This is a genomic window from Vibrio sp. R12-SG2-ISO1 (genome assembly GCF_059834045.1).
The window spans coordinates 164,061-179,924 of sequence record NZ_JCBDGO010000005.1 but is presented as its reverse complement, the minus strand read 5'-3'; the positions used below and the strand labels follow the sequence as shown (position 1 = coordinate 179,924).

At 42.6% G+C, this 15,864-nt stretch carries 16 protein-coding genes; 14 read left to right on the top strand and 2 right to left on the bottom strand.

The genetic code is table 11. From position 1 onward, the window contains the following. Positions 1–248 precede the first annotated feature (248 nt). The 12 genes from AC6R10_RS05165 (at position 249) to AC6R10_RS05110 (ending at position 11,465) form a co-directional block, all read left to right on the top strand. A complete protein-coding gene (locus tag AC6R10_RS05165; protein ID WP_500671659.1) occupies positions 249–1,235 on the top strand; it encodes a hypothetical protein in 987 nt (328 codons plus the stop codon). Between the two features lie 751 nt (positions 1,236–1,986). After that, positions 1,987–2,190 (top strand): hypothetical protein, encoded by a 204-nt coding sequence (locus AC6R10_RS05160; protein WP_500671664.1) that lies wholly within the window; start codon positions 1,987–1,989, stop codon positions 2,188–2,190. Between the two features lie 217 nt (positions 2,191–2,407). After that, entirely contained in the window at positions 2,408–3,199 is a 792-nt protein-coding gene (locus tag AC6R10_RS05155; RefSeq protein ID WP_500671663.1) for a PhzF family phenazine biosynthesis protein, read from the top strand. A 155-nt stretch (positions 3,200–3,354) separates the two neighbouring features. Beyond that, complete coding sequence (locus AC6R10_RS05150) at positions 3,355–3,852, top strand: P-loop nucleotide/nucleoside kinase family protein (protein WP_500671662.1); 498 nt, start codon at positions 3,355–3,357, stop codon at positions 3,850–3,852. A gap of 144 nt (positions 3,853–3,996) precedes the next feature. Then, positions 3,997–4,899: a hypothetical protein gene (locus AC6R10_RS05145; RefSeq protein WP_500671661.1), complete on the top strand. Its 903-nt coding sequence runs from the start codon at positions 3,997–3,999 to the stop codon at positions 4,897–4,899. Positions 4,900–5,011: 112 nt separating this feature from the next. Next, complete coding sequence (locus AC6R10_RS05140) at positions 5,012–5,356, top strand: hypothetical protein (RefSeq protein WP_500671660.1); 345 nt, start codon at positions 5,012–5,014, stop codon at positions 5,354–5,356. Positions 5,357–6,034: 678 nt separating this feature from the next. After that, a complete protein-coding gene (locus AC6R10_RS05135; RefSeq protein ID WP_500671659.1) occupies positions 6,035–7,021 on the top strand; it encodes a hypothetical protein in 987 nt (328 codons plus the stop codon). Positions 7,022–8,190: 1,169 nt separating this feature from the next. Beyond that, positions 8,191–8,991: an HNH endonuclease gene (locus tag AC6R10_RS05130; protein ID WP_500671658.1), complete on the top strand. Its 801-nt coding sequence runs from the start codon at positions 8,191–8,193 to the stop codon at positions 8,989–8,991. A gap of 136 nt (positions 8,992–9,127) precedes the next feature. Beyond that, positions 9,128–9,706: an AbiV family abortive infection protein gene (locus AC6R10_RS05125; RefSeq protein ID WP_192076284.1), complete on the top strand. Its 579-nt coding sequence runs from the start codon at positions 9,128–9,130 to the stop codon at positions 9,704–9,706. A gap of 216 nt (positions 9,707–9,922) precedes the next feature. Next, positions 9,923–10,219, top strand: a complete 297-nt coding sequence (locus tag AC6R10_RS05120; RefSeq protein WP_500626247.1) for a hypothetical protein — start codon at positions 9,923–9,925, stop codon at positions 10,217–10,219. A 657-nt stretch (positions 10,220–10,876) separates the two neighbouring features. Then, positions 10,877–11,146, top strand: a complete 270-nt coding sequence (locus AC6R10_RS05115) for a glycine zipper domain-containing protein (RefSeq protein WP_176289444.1) — start codon at positions 10,877–10,879, stop codon at positions 11,144–11,146. Further along, positions 11,139–11,465, top strand: a complete 327-nt coding sequence (locus AC6R10_RS05110; protein ID WP_071236629.1) for a hypothetical protein — start codon at positions 11,139–11,141, stop codon at positions 11,463–11,465. Before AC6R10_RS05115 ends, AC6R10_RS05110 begins: the two co-directional genes overlap by 8 nt. A gap of 665 nt (positions 11,466–12,130) precedes the next feature. Here AC6R10_RS05110 and AC6R10_RS05105 read toward each other — a convergent pair. After that, on the bottom strand, positions 12,131–12,676 hold the full coding sequence (locus tag AC6R10_RS05105; RefSeq protein ID WP_500671657.1) for a GIY-YIG nuclease family protein: 546 nt from the start codon (positions 12,674–12,676) through the stop codon (positions 12,131–12,133). Positions 12,677–13,549: 873 nt separating this feature from the next. Here AC6R10_RS05105 and AC6R10_RS05100 point away from each other — a divergent pair. Next, entirely contained in the window at positions 13,550–13,849 is a 300-nt protein-coding gene (locus AC6R10_RS05100) for a hypothetical protein (RefSeq protein WP_500671656.1), read from the top strand. A 171-nt stretch (positions 13,850–14,020) separates the two neighbouring features. Beyond that, complete coding sequence (locus AC6R10_RS05095) at positions 14,021–14,449, top strand: GNAT family N-acetyltransferase (RefSeq protein ID WP_500671655.1); 429 nt, start codon at positions 14,021–14,023, stop codon at positions 14,447–14,449. Between the two features lie 356 nt (positions 14,450–14,805). On the opposite strand, the gene AC6R10_RS05090 is transcribed toward AC6R10_RS05095, so the two are convergent. Continuing rightward, the gene (locus AC6R10_RS05090) at positions 14,806–15,822 is read right to left on the bottom strand and encodes an IS110 family RNA-guided transposase (protein ID WP_500671654.1); all 1,017 of its coding nucleotides are present in this window, start codon (positions 15,820–15,822) and stop codon (positions 14,806–14,808) included. Between the last annotated feature and the right edge of the window lie 42 nt (positions 15,823–15,864).

The following is a 15,864-nucleotide window of genomic DNA, read 5'->3' as shown; positions in this document are numbered from 1 at the left end:
ACATTGCTTTGAGTAAATCGTGGGTAACTTTGGTTTCGGTGTTGTGTGCTTGGGTTCGGTGGTTTACTTTTTCGTACGGTGGCGTTTCTGGCGGAGCAACGAACTAGCCAACTAACCAGTTACTCAAGTGGACGCCAAACGCTCGGCGGTTTTGGCTTGGAGTTCAGTGGGTTTTGCAGGTTCATCGCAGGCGCCACTTAGCAAGGCGTTATATTTTTAATTGGCTAGGTTAGGCTCTAAGGATAAAGATGTATATTGAGTCACAAGAAAAAATTTACTATAGCAATAAAGAACCAATTCCGTTGGATGATGTTATCGCATCATTACAAGGGTATTCAGAATTAATTAAAATGCTTCCAACGGTGCTTGAACATCTTGATGACAGCCTCGTTATCGAAGACATCAAGGTTTACGTTGATGAGGTCAGTAAAGGTAGCCTTTGGGAAGTTTTACTAATTGGTTTAGCTTTTGGTAGCCAGCAATCATTAGACTGCCATTTAACTGGTGTAAACGACTGGGCTCATGAAAAACTTATGAATGCAGGAATAACTAACAAGAATATTCGAAACGGCTTGATTGTACTGGTAGCAATACTTGCTGTAACAGGAGCTTCTATGGCTCTTGACCATATGAAAAAGTTGCTTGGTGGGCGCGACGAGAGCACTGCTACAATCCAAGCAAACAACAACATATTCATTAATATAGGAGCTGAGGCATACGGTACAACGCCAGATGCAATTCAGTCCGCAATTGCTCATGCAATTGAGGTGCATGGTCAAACAAAGGTTGCTAAAGAAGCAAGAAAAATTATTGCACCAGCTAAGTTAGAGCAGGGAGCTGAAGTTAAGTTTTTCTCTGGTGCCAATGCATCTGATGCACCAATAGTCACTTTTGATCGCGAGTTGGTAGAGGCTCTTCCAAGTTATGATTTCAATGAGGGCGATGTATCTATCCCTCAAAATGACGTCGATGTTTACATTACCAGTATGGACCTGGAGCGTCATAAAACTGGCTGGGCTGCTCATATCCCTTCGATTTCCGAAAACAAAAGGATTCCAATTAGCTTTAACTCAGACGAGAATCTTGAGCAAATTGCTTTTGAACGAAACTATAAAGCCAATATTACAGTCGTATATGGGCGTGATAAAAAGTCTGGAGACTTAAAACCAAAGCGTGCGTTGATCACTTCACTAGGACAGAAGCTCGAAAAAGGTTTTAAAGACAAAAAAATATAACAAACTGTTTAAGAGTGATTCGCAACGCGTGGCATTTTTACTATGCGTTGCGTGTAGTGGTTAAGGTGGTATGCGGAAGCATCGGTATTGCGTTGCTCACACCTTAACAGGGCGTTAGTTGGCGGGTGATTTTTTAAGGCTAGTTCAGCGTCATCTCTGGCCATTCGTCTGGTGTTATCGGCAATTTGGCATTGTCGGTATCAGTTCTTGAATCACTCGAACCAAGTGCTTTTTAATGTTCGTGGGTTGCCTCATTGTGGTTTCGTGCAGGTTGGTGGCGGGTTTCGTGGGCGTAAAGTTGCGTGGAGTTTTGGTGTTTCAGGGGCAGGTTTATGCGCTGTTCATCTGCTCGTCAGAATTGCCGCCTCAATAACTTCAACGGGTATTTTGTGTCCGCTTTCTTTGCCGTATTGTAGTGGGTCACATTACTTTGAGTAAATCGTGGGTAACTTTGGGTGCGGTGTTGTGCGCTTGGCTGTGGTGGTTTATTTTTTCGTACGGTGGCGTTTCTGGTAGAGCAACGCACTAGCCAACTAACAAGTTACTCAAGTGGACGCTAAACGCTCGGCGGTTTTGGCTTGGAGTTCAGTGGGTTTTGCGGATTCATCGCAGGCGCCACTTAGCAAGGCGTTAGTTGGCGGGTGATTTTTTAGGGCTATTTCAGCGTAATCTCTGGCCATTAGTCTGGTGTTATCGGCAATTTGGCATTGTCGGTATCAGTTCTTGAATCAATCAAACCAAGCGCTTTTCAATGTTCGAGGATTTGCCTCATTTTGGTTTCGTGCAGGTTGGTTGCCAGTTTCGTGGGCGTAAAGTTGCTTTGAGTTTTGCTGTTTCAGTTATCGCTATTTTCGCTTTCAATTCGCTCATTGGCGTTGTCGTCGTAAAAACTTTTGGCGGTGTGTTTAGTCTGCTTTCTCTGCTGAAATGCAGTGGCTCACATTCCTTTGCGTAAATCGTGGGTAACTTCGAGTGCGGAGTTGTGCGCTTGGCTGTAGTGGTTTACTTTTTCGTACGGTGGCGTTTCTGGCGCAGCAACGCACTAGCCAACTAACAAGTTACTCAAGTGGACGCCAAACGCTCGGCGGTTTTGGTTTGGAGTTCAGTGGGTTTTGCGGGTTTATCGCAGGCGCCACTTAGCAAGGCGTTATAAAGCAAATGGAGTTTATACGTTGGAAATGGATATTTTCGTAGTTGATGCGTTTACAGCTCAACAGTTTAAAGGTAACTCAGCAGCAGTAGTTCCAGTCAAAGATTGGCTTTCTGATGAGCTAATGCAAAATATAGCAGCTGAAAATAACTTATCAGAAACTGCCTATATAAAAAATGTCGGTGCTAATCAGTATGAAATTCGCTGGTTTTCCCCACTGACAGAAATTGATTTCTGCGGTCATGCGACTTTAGCATCTGCTCATGTATTGTTTAATGAGTTCGGTGCTGAAAACCAAATTGAGTTCATCACAAAAGAAGTCGGAAACTTAAATGTCATTCTCAATGCACAGAATGAAATTGAAATGACTTTCCCCAACCAGAAACCTGAGGTTGTTTCTACAATCCCGACACAACTACTGAATGGACTATCTAACGAGCCGATAGAGGTTCTCAAAAACAGGCAAGCCTACTTTGCCGTCTTTGCTAGTGAGCAAGAAGTGTTGGACATCACTTATATCTCTGAGCAATTGAAACAGCTTGCACCGTTAGACGTTGTAGTCACTGCTAAATCCGATAAGTATGATTTCGTATCACGTTACTTTTGGCCAGCAAACGGTGGTGACGAAGATCCAGTTACAGGTTCTATTCATTCTGGTTTGGCTCCTTATTGGGCTGACAAATTGGATAAAGCCGATTTAGTTGCCTACCAAGCCTCCAAAAGAGGTGGTGTAGTGAAGTGCTGTGTTTCAGATGGGACTGTTGTTCTATCAGGTAAAGGTGTTCTTTATCTAAAAGGCAAGATTAACGTTTAGTGGAAATCTGCTTTATAACAAAGCGTTTAAGACGGATTCCCAACGCTTGGCATTCTCGGTTTGATTCAGCTTTAGTGTTTACATCACAATGGTTTAGGTTTGGTGGGTAGCGTTGCTCACCACTTAACGCGGCGTTATGCGTAAATGGAGGAAACATGGAAAATCAGGGAAAGCTGTTCTTCTTCTGTGGCAAGATGGGGGCAGGAAAATCGACTAAATCTAAGGTTGTGGCTGCTGAAAATAATGCAGTCCTAATTTCAGAAGATGATTGGTTGTCAGCTCATTATCCCTCACAAATTCAAACGTTTGACGATTACATTAAGTACTCAAACCTCATTAAGCCTTTCATTAAAAGTCATGTTCAAAACTTGCTAAATGTTGGGATTAACGTTGTCATGGATTTCCCGGCCAATACCGTTAAGCAAAGAGCTTGGTTCATATCACTGTGCCAGGAAGTAAACAGTGATCATGAGCTTTGGTATTTAGACTTAACCGATGAACAATGCTTGTCCCAAATCGCGAAACGTCGGGTTGAAGTGCCAGAACGGGCTATGTTTGACACAGAAGCGGTATTTCATCATGTAACCCAATATTTTGAAGCTCCAACAGCTAGTGAAAAGCTTAGCTTGGTACGTGTGGTAGGATACGCATAACAAACTGTTTAAGAGTGATTCGCAACGCGTGGCATTTTTACTATGCGTTGGTTTTAGTGTTTAAGGTGGTATGCGGCAGCTTCGGTATAGCGTTGCTCACACCTTAACAGGGCGTTATGACTACAAAAATGAGGAATAATTTAGGTGACTAGAAACAAAAAGATATCAACTTTGCTCATAGGGGTCGTTTTTCCTACATTGTTGTTCATTTTTTCCCCAATGTGGACGAGCTTATTTGAGTCAACTAAAAACTTAGAATATGAACCACAGTATGTCATAGAACTCTCTAGTCGGATTGCTGGTTTAGAGAAGTGGAATAAACTAGAAATAAAGTATGATAATGTAAGACTCGAGAACCCGCATATTGTTGGTATTAAGTTTACAAACAGTGGTGATGTGCCAATTGAAAGACAAGACTTTGACTCTCATTTAAATATTGTCTTTGATAAAGATACAAAGGTGCTAGGTCATAAATTTGTAAAAGTTAAGCCTGAAGAAATTGAATTAGCCTCTACAATTGAAAATCACCAGATATCAATTAATCCTACACTGCTTAATTCTGGCGATTCATTTATTCTAGAAGTGCTACTTGACGGAAAAAATCCAGATTTTACAGCATCATCGAGAATATCTGGAATCGATGGTTTAGCGCAGAAAGAAAGGAGTGGAAAAGATGGTATTTATCTGCATAAGGTAATTTCAACAGGAGTGGGTACTTCAAGCCATTTTACCCTTATCCACTTTCCTACATATGCTCTAATGACTATAGCATTTGTATGCTTCATGGCTTGCTCTTTGCTTGATCAAATACCAAAGGAGTATGACCACAGTTCAAACTTTGTCGCATGGGCTGTTTGTTTGTTTGTTGGTGTTGCGTCTACACTTTTTGGTATTCATAGCATGGAAATGCCTTTTAATGAGTCCAAAGTCTTTAGTATTGTTGTGACTATTTTGGCTTGGTTCACACTTCAGTACATGAGCTATCTAGCCTGTAAGGTACTTCGGGGAACAAGTAGTCATAACAAAGCATTTAAGAGTGATTCCTAACGCTTGGCATTTTTTATTTCATCGTTGAGTTCAGTGTTTACGGTGGTATGGTTGGGTGTCGCGGTCGCGTTACTCACACCTTAATGCGGCGTTATGTTTACGGAGACTAAACGTGACTTTACGTAAGTTAATGATAATGTTATTGTTTTTGCTCTCATCGAATGCTTTTGCTGTAGAGCAAAGCTCAGATGTCAGTGAATTGCGCAAGAATGTAGAGATCAAAAAGCAAGAATATGAACGAGCCAAAAAAGCGTACGAGGAAGCGAAAGCTAGTTTAGAAAGCGCTCTCAAATCCGCTGATAAAGATGAAGTTCCATGCACTTGCGTATTTAACAAAAATAGAGCCTGGAATCCTGAAAAAATCATCTGGAGAGATGTTTTTTGGGAGTGTGCTCATTATAGAGATGACGGAACTTGCTCCAAGGTAAGGAAAGTGGAAGGGGCCGTCGTAGAGTAAACATAACAAACAATTCAAGCAGACCCTCAACGCTCGCCGATTTTGGTTTGCGTCGGGTTTTGTGTTGCCGAGGAATGCGGAAGGTTAGCCAGTGCGTTTCGGGCTACTTAATTGGGCGTTAGTTGGCGGGTGAATTTTTGGGGCTAGTTCATCGTCATCTCCGGCCATACGTTCGATACTATCGGCAGTTTAACATTGTCGGTATCAGCTCTTGAATTACTCGAACCTAAGCACGTTTCAATGTTCGCGGGTTTGCCTCATTTTGGTTTCGTGCAGGTTGGTGGCCAGTGTCGTGGGCGTAAAGTCGCGTGGAGTTTTGGTGTTTCAGGGGCAGGTTTATGCGTTGATCAGTCTGCTCGTCAGCATTGCCGCTTCAACAACTCCAACTGGTGCTTTGTGCCCGCTTTCTTTGCTCGGAGTGTGGTGGCTCACATTCCTTTGAGTAAATCGTGGGTAACTTTGGGTTCAGTGTTGTGCGCTTGGGTTCAGTGGTTTACTTTTTCGTACGGTGGCGTTTCTGGTAGAGCAACGAACTAGCCAACTAACCAGTTACTCAAGTGGACGCCAAACGCTCGGCGGTTTTGGCTTGGAGTTCAGTGGGTTTTGCGGGTTCATCGCAGGCGCCACTTAGCAAGGCGTTATATTTTTAATTGGCTAGGTTAGGCTCTAAGGATAAAGATGTATATTGAGTCACAAGAAAAAATTTACTATAGCAATAAAGAACCAATTCCGTTGGATGATGTTATCGCATCATTACAAGGGTATTCAGAATTAATTAAAATGCTTCCAACGGTGCTTGAACATCTTGATGACAGCCTCGTTATCGAAGACATCAAGGTTTACGTTGATGAGGTCAGTAAAGGTAGCCTTTGGGAAGTTTTACTAATTGGTTTAGCTTTTGGTAGCCAGCAATCATTAGACTGCCATTTAACTGGTGTAAACGACTGGGCTCATGAAAAACTTATGAATGCAGGAATAACTAACAAGAATATTCGAAACGGCTTGATTGTACTGGTAGCAATACTTGCTGTAACAGGAGCTTCTATGGCTCTTGACCATATGAAAAAGTTGCTTGGTGGGCGCGACGAGAGCACTGCTACAATCCAAGCAAACAACAACATATTCATTAATATAGGAGCTGAGGCATACGGTACAACGCCAGATGCAATTCAGTCCGCAATTGCTCATGCAATTGAGGTGCATGGTCAAACAAAGGTTGCTAAAGAAGCAAGAAAAATTATTGCACCAGCTAAGTTAGAGCAGGGAGCTGAAGTTAAGTTTTTCTCTGGTGCCAATGCATCTGATGCACCAATAGTCACTTTTGATCGCGAGTTGGTAGAGGCTCTTCCAAGTTATGATTTCAATGAGGGCGATGTATCTATCCCTCAAAATGACGTCGATGTTTACATTACCAGTATGGACCTGGAGCGTCATAAAACTGGCTGGGCTGCTCATATCCCTTCGATTTCCGAAAACAAAAGGATTCCAATTAGCTTTAACTCAGACGAGAATCTTGAGCAAATTGCTTTTGAACGAAACTATAAAGCCAATATTACAGTCGTATATGGGCGTGATAAAAAGTCTGGAGACTTAAAACCAAAGCGTGCGTTGATCACTTCACTAGGACAGAAGCTCGAAAAAGGTTTTAAAGACAAAAAAATATAACAAACTGTTTAAGAGTGATTCGCAACGCGTGGCATTTTTACTATGCGTTGCGTGTAGTGGTTAAGGTGGTATGCGGAAGCATCGGTATTGCGTTGCTCACACCTTAACAGGGCGTTAGTTGGCGGGTGGTTTTTTGAGGCTAGTTCATTGTTATCTCAGGCTGTTCGTTCGGCATCCTCGGCAATTTGGCATTGTCGGTGTCAGTTCTTGAATCACTCAAACCAAAGCGTTTCTCAATGTTCGTGGATTTGCCTCATTTTGGTTTCGAGCCGGTTGGTTGCCAGTTTCGTGGGCGTAAAGTCGCGTGGAGTTTTGGTGTTTCAGGGGCGGGTTTATGCGCTTTTCATTTGCTCGTCAGAATTGCCGCCTCAATAACTTCAACGGGTGTTTTGTGTCTGCTTTCTTTGCCGGAGTGTAGTGGCTCACATTACTTTGAGTAAATCGTGGGTAACTTGGGTTTCGGTGTTGTGCGCTTGGGTTCGGTGGTTTACTTTTTCGTACGGTGGCGTTTCTGGCAGAGCAACGAACTAGCCAACTAACAAGTTACTCAAGTGGACGCCAAACGCTCGGCGGTTTTGGCTTGGAGTTCAGTGGGTTTTGCGAGTTCATCGCAAGCGCCACTTAGCAAGGCGTTAGTTGGCGGGTGATTTTTTAAGGCTAGTTCAGCGTCATCTCTGGCCATTCGTCTGGTGTTATCGGCAATTTGGCATTGTCGGTATCAGTTCTTGAATCACTCGAACCAAGTGCTTTTTAATGTTCGTGGGTTGCCTCATTGTGGTTTCGTGCAGGTTGGTGGCGGGTTTCGTGGGCGTAAAGTTGCGTGGAGTTTTGGTGTTTCAGGGGCAGGTTTATGCGCTGTTCATCTGCTCGTCAGAATTGCCGCCTCAATAACTTCAACGGGTATTTTGTGTCCGCTTTCTTTGCCGTATTGTAGTGGGTCACATTACTTTGAGTAAATCGTGGGTAACTTTGGGTGCGGTGTTGTGCGCTTGGCTGTGGTGGTTTATTTTTTCGTACGGTGGCGTTTCTGGTAGAGCAACGCACTAGCCAACTAACAAGTTACTCAAGTGGACGCTAAACGCTCGGCGGTTTTGGCTTGGAGTTCAGTGGGTTTTGCGGATTCATCGCAGGCGCCACTTAGCAAGGCGTTAGGAAATTTGAGGAAAGTTATGTACGCGGTGATAGTAGAAAATGATGTTTCTCAATGGGACGATGATACAGGCGTTTTGTATCATTTTCCGAAGCGATACTTAAAGTATCTAGAGCCAGGAACTCAAGTCATTTACTACAAGGGACGCATTAAAGACAAAGCGTATCAAGTAAGTAGATTGTCAAACGAACCACACTATTTTGGTATTGGAACAATCGGTAAAGTATTTCCCGATAGAAATAGTACTAAAAGTGACTACTTTGGGACTATCGATAGTTTTGAAACATTCTCTAAGCCAATCCTTGCCAATATAGATGGTAAATATTTAGAAAGTATTCCCTCTAACCTAATATCAAATTATTGGCGAAACGGTGTTAGGCCTATATCCAAAGAAAACTATGACCTAATATTAGGGCACCTTTCTAAAGATGCCCTACAAACTGCCAAGCCTAAGTATGGAGTGGAAGAAAGTAGCGACCAATCAAACATGTTTGAGTCATTTCATGAGGGTAACTTCAATAAGAAGTACGTCACTACGTATGAGAGAAATCCAAAATTAAGGCGCCAAGCAATAGCAATTCATGGGGCTATCTGCGCTGCGTGCGGTTTCGACTATGGCAAAGTTTATGGCAGCATCGGCGAGGGTTACATTCATATCCACCATAAAGTTCCAGTGTCGCGATTAGGTATTTCGACGTTAGTAGACCCAGAAAAAGATCTAGTCCCTTTATGCGCAAATTGTCACGCAATGGTTCATAGGAAAAAAGATCAGACTCTGTCGGTCGAAGAACTAAAAGTATTGCTGGGTTCAAATTCCTAACAAGCAATTTAAGAGGGATTCACAACGCTTGGCATTTTTGCTTCTACTTCAAATTTAGTGTTTGTGGCACAATGCTTTAGGTTGGGTGGATGCGTTGTTCACCCCTTAATTGGGCGTTATGTGTTTTGGAGTTCCGATGGAAGTAATGAAACTTGTATATGAATTAGATAACTCGGATGAGCGCCTAATTCAAAGTGTTGAAGAGCTAGATAAAGCAATCAGTCATATCGTTGAGTTGCTCGATAATTCAGCATGCTTGTATATGAATAAGAGCTACTCTAGTTCACTATTTTTCAGTATTACAGTGTTAGAAGAAGTGGCAAAAGCCCATCTTGGCTCTCACACAAATGGTAATCATCCCGAGAAAAAGCGGAATGTATTCAAAGACCATAAGACAAAGCACATGTTAGCAGCTCTTCCTACTGTAGCTATGGGGTCCCGACTTCAAGACGCAATAGGTGAGGCAGAAATGAACCGTATTATGGTAATGGCAAAGAGTTCGGCATTAGTCCAAGCTAGAGAGCATAGCCTTTACTTCCAAAGAGAAAACGGAAAACTTAAAATACCAAAGGAAAAAGTCAGTCGTAAATTTTCTCGCTCTATGCTGTTGTTCGCAATCGAAGTTTTTGATGACGCCTTATGTGGTTTAACTAACTTTTCTAATGAAGCAGCAGAGCAGACTGATGCATTGTTTGAGCAAATAAAAAACACATAACAAAGCGTTTAAGACAGATTCCCAACGCTTGGCATTTTTCATTTCATCGTTGGGTTTAGTGTTTACGGTGCAATGGTTTAAGTTAGGTGGTAGCGTTGCTCACTACTTAACGCGGCGTTATGCGAATTTCTGAAACAAACATTAACTTACAATGTGAAGTTGGTTTCGTTATGAAGCTATGGTCTCATTAAGTCGTTATGTATGCTGGAGATTGTAATGGGAATTGAAGCGTTAGTTTTTACACTTGATGTATTGATTACTACTTTTTGTATGTTTGTTGCTTCAAAGCTTTCTTTCGTAATGATTGATATCAAGTCACTCTTAATTATTGCGGTCTTGGTGTCGCTAGTGTCTTTGATTCCAACAGTAGGTTGGGTTCTAGGTTTGATGTTGTTTGTGTATCTATTAAGTAAGGCGGCTCATACAAACATAGGTGATTGTATTTGGGTTGTTCTATTCACAAAGGTAGTGTCTGTAGGTGTTACTTTAGCAATAGGTGGGCTATTCGCATAACAAGCAATTCAAGCTGATTCGCAACGCTCGGCACTTTCGGTTTCAATATGTTTGGTGATTACGGCGAAGTGTTTAGGTAATGTGGCAGTGTTGCTCACAACTTAATTGGGCGTTAGTTGGCGGGTGATTTTTTAAGGCTAGTTCAGCGTCATCTCTGGCCATTCGTCTGGTGTTATCGGCAATTTGGCATTGTCGGTGTCAGTTCTTGAATAACTCAAACCAAGCGCTTTTCAATGTTCGCGGATTTGCCTCATTTTGGTTTCGTGCAGGTTGGTTGCCAGTTTCGTGGGCGTAAAGTCGCGTGGAGTTTTGGTGTTTCAGGGGCAGGTTTATGCGTTGTTCATCTGCTCGTCAGGATTACCGCTTCAATAATTCCAACTGGTGTTTTGTGTACGCTTTCTTTGCTGGGGTGTAGTGGCTCACATTGCTTTGAGTAAATCGTGGGTAACTTTGGGTGCGGTGTTGTGCGCTTGCCTTTGGTGGTTTACTTTTTCGTACGGTGGCGTTTCTGGCGGAGCAACGAACTAGCCAACTAACAAGTTACTCAAGTGGACGCCAAACGCTCGGCGGTTTTGGCTTGGAGTTCAGTGGGTTTTGCAGGTTTACCGCAGGCGCCACTTAGCAAGGCGTTATAACAAATTTAAATAAAGGAAAGTTATGTACAAATGTCCGAAGTGTTCTTCTGAGGATACTTATAAAGAAAAAATTAACGGTATGGATACAGGTGATAGGGTTTGCAGAAGTTGTGGTCATATAACGTCAGCCTCTTCATTTAAAAAGAACAGTGATAGGGCTGTTGGCGCAGCGACTGGAGGTGCGATATTAGGAGCCTCGCTAGGTGGTCCGGTTGGGCTAGTCGTCGGTGGTTTGCTTGGAGCTTGGCTTGGAAATGCTGTTGACGAAAACAAGGAGAATAATAATGGATAAAGCTCTATTTATTCCATCTGCTATTGTTGCCGCTATTCTCATTTTGTTCTATGCCTGTCTTACGTATAAAAAAGGCTTAGATTTTGATCAACAAGCTATTACAAATATAATCTTGCAGTCTTTTCAACTCGTTTGTGGTTGTGTTTTGATTGCGAGTACATTTGTTGATGAACTGGCATCACTAGTATCCGACTTGAATCTATATATTCTTATTGCGGGTTCGGTATTGTTTGTTAATGCCCTCAAGACTGTTTATCGTGATATGCCTTTCTCGCTATCACGCAATCGAAGTCAAAAAACAGTTCAAACAGATCGCTAGTAAAAAATTTGTTATAACAAACAATTTAAGAGTGATTCGGCACGCGTGGCATTTTTACTATGCGTTGGTTTTAGTGATTAAGGTGGTATGCGGGAGCGTCGTATTGCGTGCCTCACACCTTAATTGGGCGTTAGTTGGCGGGTGATTTTTTAGGGCTAGTTCATCGTCTTCTTTGGCCATTAGTCCGGTGTTATCGGCAATTTGGCATTGTCGGTATCAGTTCTTGAATCAATCGAACCAAGTGCTTTTCAATGTTCGTGGATTTGCCTCATTTTCGTTTCGTGCACGTTGGTGGCCATTTTCGTGGGCGTAAAGTTGCTTTGAGTTTTGGTGTTTCAGGTGCAGGTTTATGTGTTGAAAATCTGCTCGTTAGCTTTGCCGTTGCAATAACTCGAACTGGTGTTTTGTGTCCGCTTTCTTTGTCGGAGTGTACTGGCTCACATTGTTTTGAGTAAATAGTGGGTAACTTTGGGTTCGGTGTTGTGCGCTTGGCTGCGGTGGCTTACTTTTTCGTACGGTGGCGTTTCTGGCAGAGCAACGAACTAGCCAACTAACCAGTTACTCAAGTGGACGCCAAACGCTCGGCGGTTTTGGTTTGGAGTTCAGTGGGTTTTGTGGGTTGGTCGCAGGCGCCACTTAGCAAGGCGTTATGTGCACGAGCAGGTTCAGCTAAAGTTAGCAGTTTCTGGAATGGTGTAAAACTTTGAATTTTCTAGCTCCGACATCGTCATAGCTTTTAAGCCAACATTCTCTCTATTCATGTTTACCCATTTCAGAAAGTTTGTTTGTGGTACAAACTCAACAAACTTTTTCCTTAATACTTCACTCGATACCGGAATAATTACTCCAACGCTTTTGAAAGCAGCTTTGATAATTTTAATATCGCATTTGTAGAGTTCTCGGGAATACTTTGCAGAAGTTTGATTTAGATAGTTTAGTTCTACGTTAAAACAGTATAGCTGTCGAGATATGTTCACTTCATGGCTGTGGGCGGTTTTAACACCAACTTTATAAGCACAATGAAACTCCCAGTCTTTGACACCACCAATGCCTACTGACTTAATCGTAGATAACCTATGAATAGGATTTTTAGTTATACCTATTTTGAAAACATCTATAGATGGAGAATAAGCTACGTATATATGATCGCAAATGTACTTGTTTCTGCGATAGGGCGTATCTAATGCGCCTTCAGGAATGTCATTAGCCAAAGAAGCCACCATACTGCGAGTTGATGCTCAAACAGTGGCATACTTACAAAACTAAAAAGTTGAGTTTGGTCAATTTGAGCGGAAAAAGTGCACATAACAAGCAATTTAAGAGGGATTCACAACGCTTGGCACTTTTGCTTCTACTTCAAATTTAGTGTTTACAGTACAATGCTTGAGGTTGGGTGGTGGCGTTGTTCACCCCTTAATTGGGCGTTAGTTGGCGGGTGAATTTTTGGGGCTAGTTCATCGTCATCTCCGACCATTCGTTCGATGCTATCGGCAATTTAACATTGTCGGTATCAGCTCTTGAATTACTCGAACCTAAGCACGTTTCAATGTTCGCGGGTTTGCCTCATTTTGGTTTCGTGCAGGTTGGTGGCGAGTTTCGTGGGCGTAAAGTTGCTTTGAGTTTTAGTGTTTCAGATGCAGGTTTACGTGTTGTTCATTTGCTCGTCAGGACTGCCGCTTCAATAGTTCCAACGGGTGTTTTGTGTCCGCTTTATTTGTCGGAGTGTAGTGGCTCACATTACTTTGCGTAAATCGTGGGTAACTTTGGGTGTGGTGTTGTGCGCTTGGGTTCGGTAGTTTACTTTTTCGTACGGTGGCGTTTCTAGCAGAGCAACGAACTAGCCAACTAACCAGTTACTCAAGTGGACGCCAAACGCTCGGCGGTTTTGGTTTGGAGTACAGTAGGTTTTGCAGGTTTACCGCAGGCGCCACTTAGTAAAGCGTTAGGTTGCAAGTGATTACTCGACTTTAAAGCCTGGTTTGAGTATGCAAGTAGATGAGCGTGCAATCTCAGTTTTGATATGGAGTAAATTTCTTCTTCGCCTAAACTTGAGAAGCATTTCTATTTTTGAAAGGAGAGTTGTCATGCGTTCATTTTGGTTAGTAGCACTGTGTATTTTTCCTTCGCATTCATTTGCGAACGTTAGCATGGAAAAAAATGGTGAATATGCGACTATATACGTTGTAAATAATAGTTCTAAAACATGTAGTTACGATATTGTCGTTAAGGATTATTCGAGTTTACTATCATCAGGCAAGAAAAAATGGAATATCAAAGCTGAAGTTGTATTCAAGGTAGCAGCAAACTCAAGTTATTCTTATGAATATTATTCTTCCGGAGCTACGAATTGGAAGTACCAGCTTAGAAATAAAACGTGTAAATAATGTTCTAGAGTTAAAGCAAGAACCTAACAAAGCATTTAAGAGTGATTCCCAACGCTTGGCATTTTTAATTCCATCGTTGGGTTTCGTGTTTACGGTGTCGTGGTTAAGTTTCGCGGTAGCGTTGCTCACACCTTAATGCGGCGTTATACGCTTTTGAGGAAATAATCCAATATGAACAAGGTAATATTCAGAAATTGCGATGAAGATAGTGAGTATTGGGTTGCTCTAGAGAAGCTGTTTCAAACGGAATGGCCTGACTTTCTGTTTGTAGATACCTATAAACTAGAATCTAACCTTCCGCCGGTAATTGTTGCTCTCAGAGAGAACCAAGTTATTGGAGGTCTCGCTTATTCGCGCTTTAAAGAACCTCATGGTGACTCGGAAGTTATTTGGCTTAACGCAGTTTTCGTATCCAATGAGTGGCGTGGTCAAGGTATTGCGAGTGAACTGATCAATCGAGGTGTTAGGCATGTATCAGCAGCAACTCAAAGTAACCTGTATGCTTACACAAATGTACCATCGTTGTATGAGTCTTTAGGTTGGTTAGCGGTTGACATTGAAAGTGAGCCAAATCATAAGGTTATGAAAGTTCCGTTGTAGTGTTAGCACGCGTATAACAAACGGTTTAAGAGTGATTCGCAACGCGTGGCATTTTTACTATGCGTTGGTTTAAGTGATTAAGGTGGTATGCGGAAGCATCGGTATAGCGTTGCTCACATATATGGTCTCCCCCTGTTTTGCAAGTCAGTAGCATGATTAAAAGCGCAGGTTAACTACCATATATACGGCCTGTTGTAACGGCTATCGCCTTGGCCAAGATGAGGCAGTCGAACACGCAGTCCTAATCACCTTATCGACTTTAAAAGCCAGTGTGAGCACAAGGTTTTCAACGTGTAGGATTTATCCTGTTATTCATCTCACTACGTACTTTGCAAAGGGTTGGTGGTGCATGGTGTTTATGCTGGTTGATACTCTTCGTTTTTGGCGATAACAGCCCAAGCTATCCGCATGAGTTTGTTTGCGAGAGCGACCGCAGCACGGTTAGGACCTCGTCGTTCTTGTAACTCAAGCATCCATTTACTGAGTTTGTCAGACTTGAACTTGGCTCGCCGTAAAGCAGCCCTAGCACCATGAACTAGTAACGACCGTATATAGGTGTTACCTTGCTTCGTGATGCCCAGAAGCATCACGTTGCCGCCAGTTGTGTCTTGCCTTGGAACCAGCCCCATCGCTGCAGAGGCATCTCGCCCAGTTTTGAACTGTTTTCCTGAGCCTAACCATACTGCAACGGCTTGACTAGTGAGTGGCCCAAAGCCAGGGATCGACATCAGTCGTTTGGCATTATCGAACTGTTTGACGGTTTGGTTAAGTTTGTCTTCAAACCAACTGATTTGCTCATCGATGTATAGATAGCGTTCGTACTGGCGTGATAGAAGCTCTCGTAATATGGGCGATAGCTGGTTTTCGGCGTCTTCGAGCACTTCGGGAATAGCTTTCCTGAACGAAGCCTTTCCTTTGGGTAGAACAATACCGTATTCAGCAATAAGTCCTCTAACTTGATTAATCAGACGGGTCCTTTCGGTGACGCATAGTCTACGCATTCGAATCAGTGATTGAATATCTTGCTGTTCGATAGATTTGTGTGGGACGGCAGGATGCCGTTGATAGAGGGCAAGTTCTGCAATCGCTTCGGCATCGTTATAGTCGTTCTTTTGTTTGCGTCGCTGACTTTTAACATGTTGAGGCGGGTATAAAAGTACCTCGTGACCGAACTCCACGAATTCTCTAGCCCAATAATGAGCTCCAGAGTAAGCTTCCATGGCGATGGTGCATGGACTTTGACTTGCGACATAGTTAAGTAGTTTACTTCGTTGAAGTTTTTTACGGTTGAGGTTCTTTCCTTTATGATTGATTTCAAAAAGAAAGAAGATATTTTTTGCTAAGTCGATGCCAATGATTTTATGCTGAGTCATGGTCTTCTCCTTTTGCTTCGGACCTGAACACTCCAAGCATGG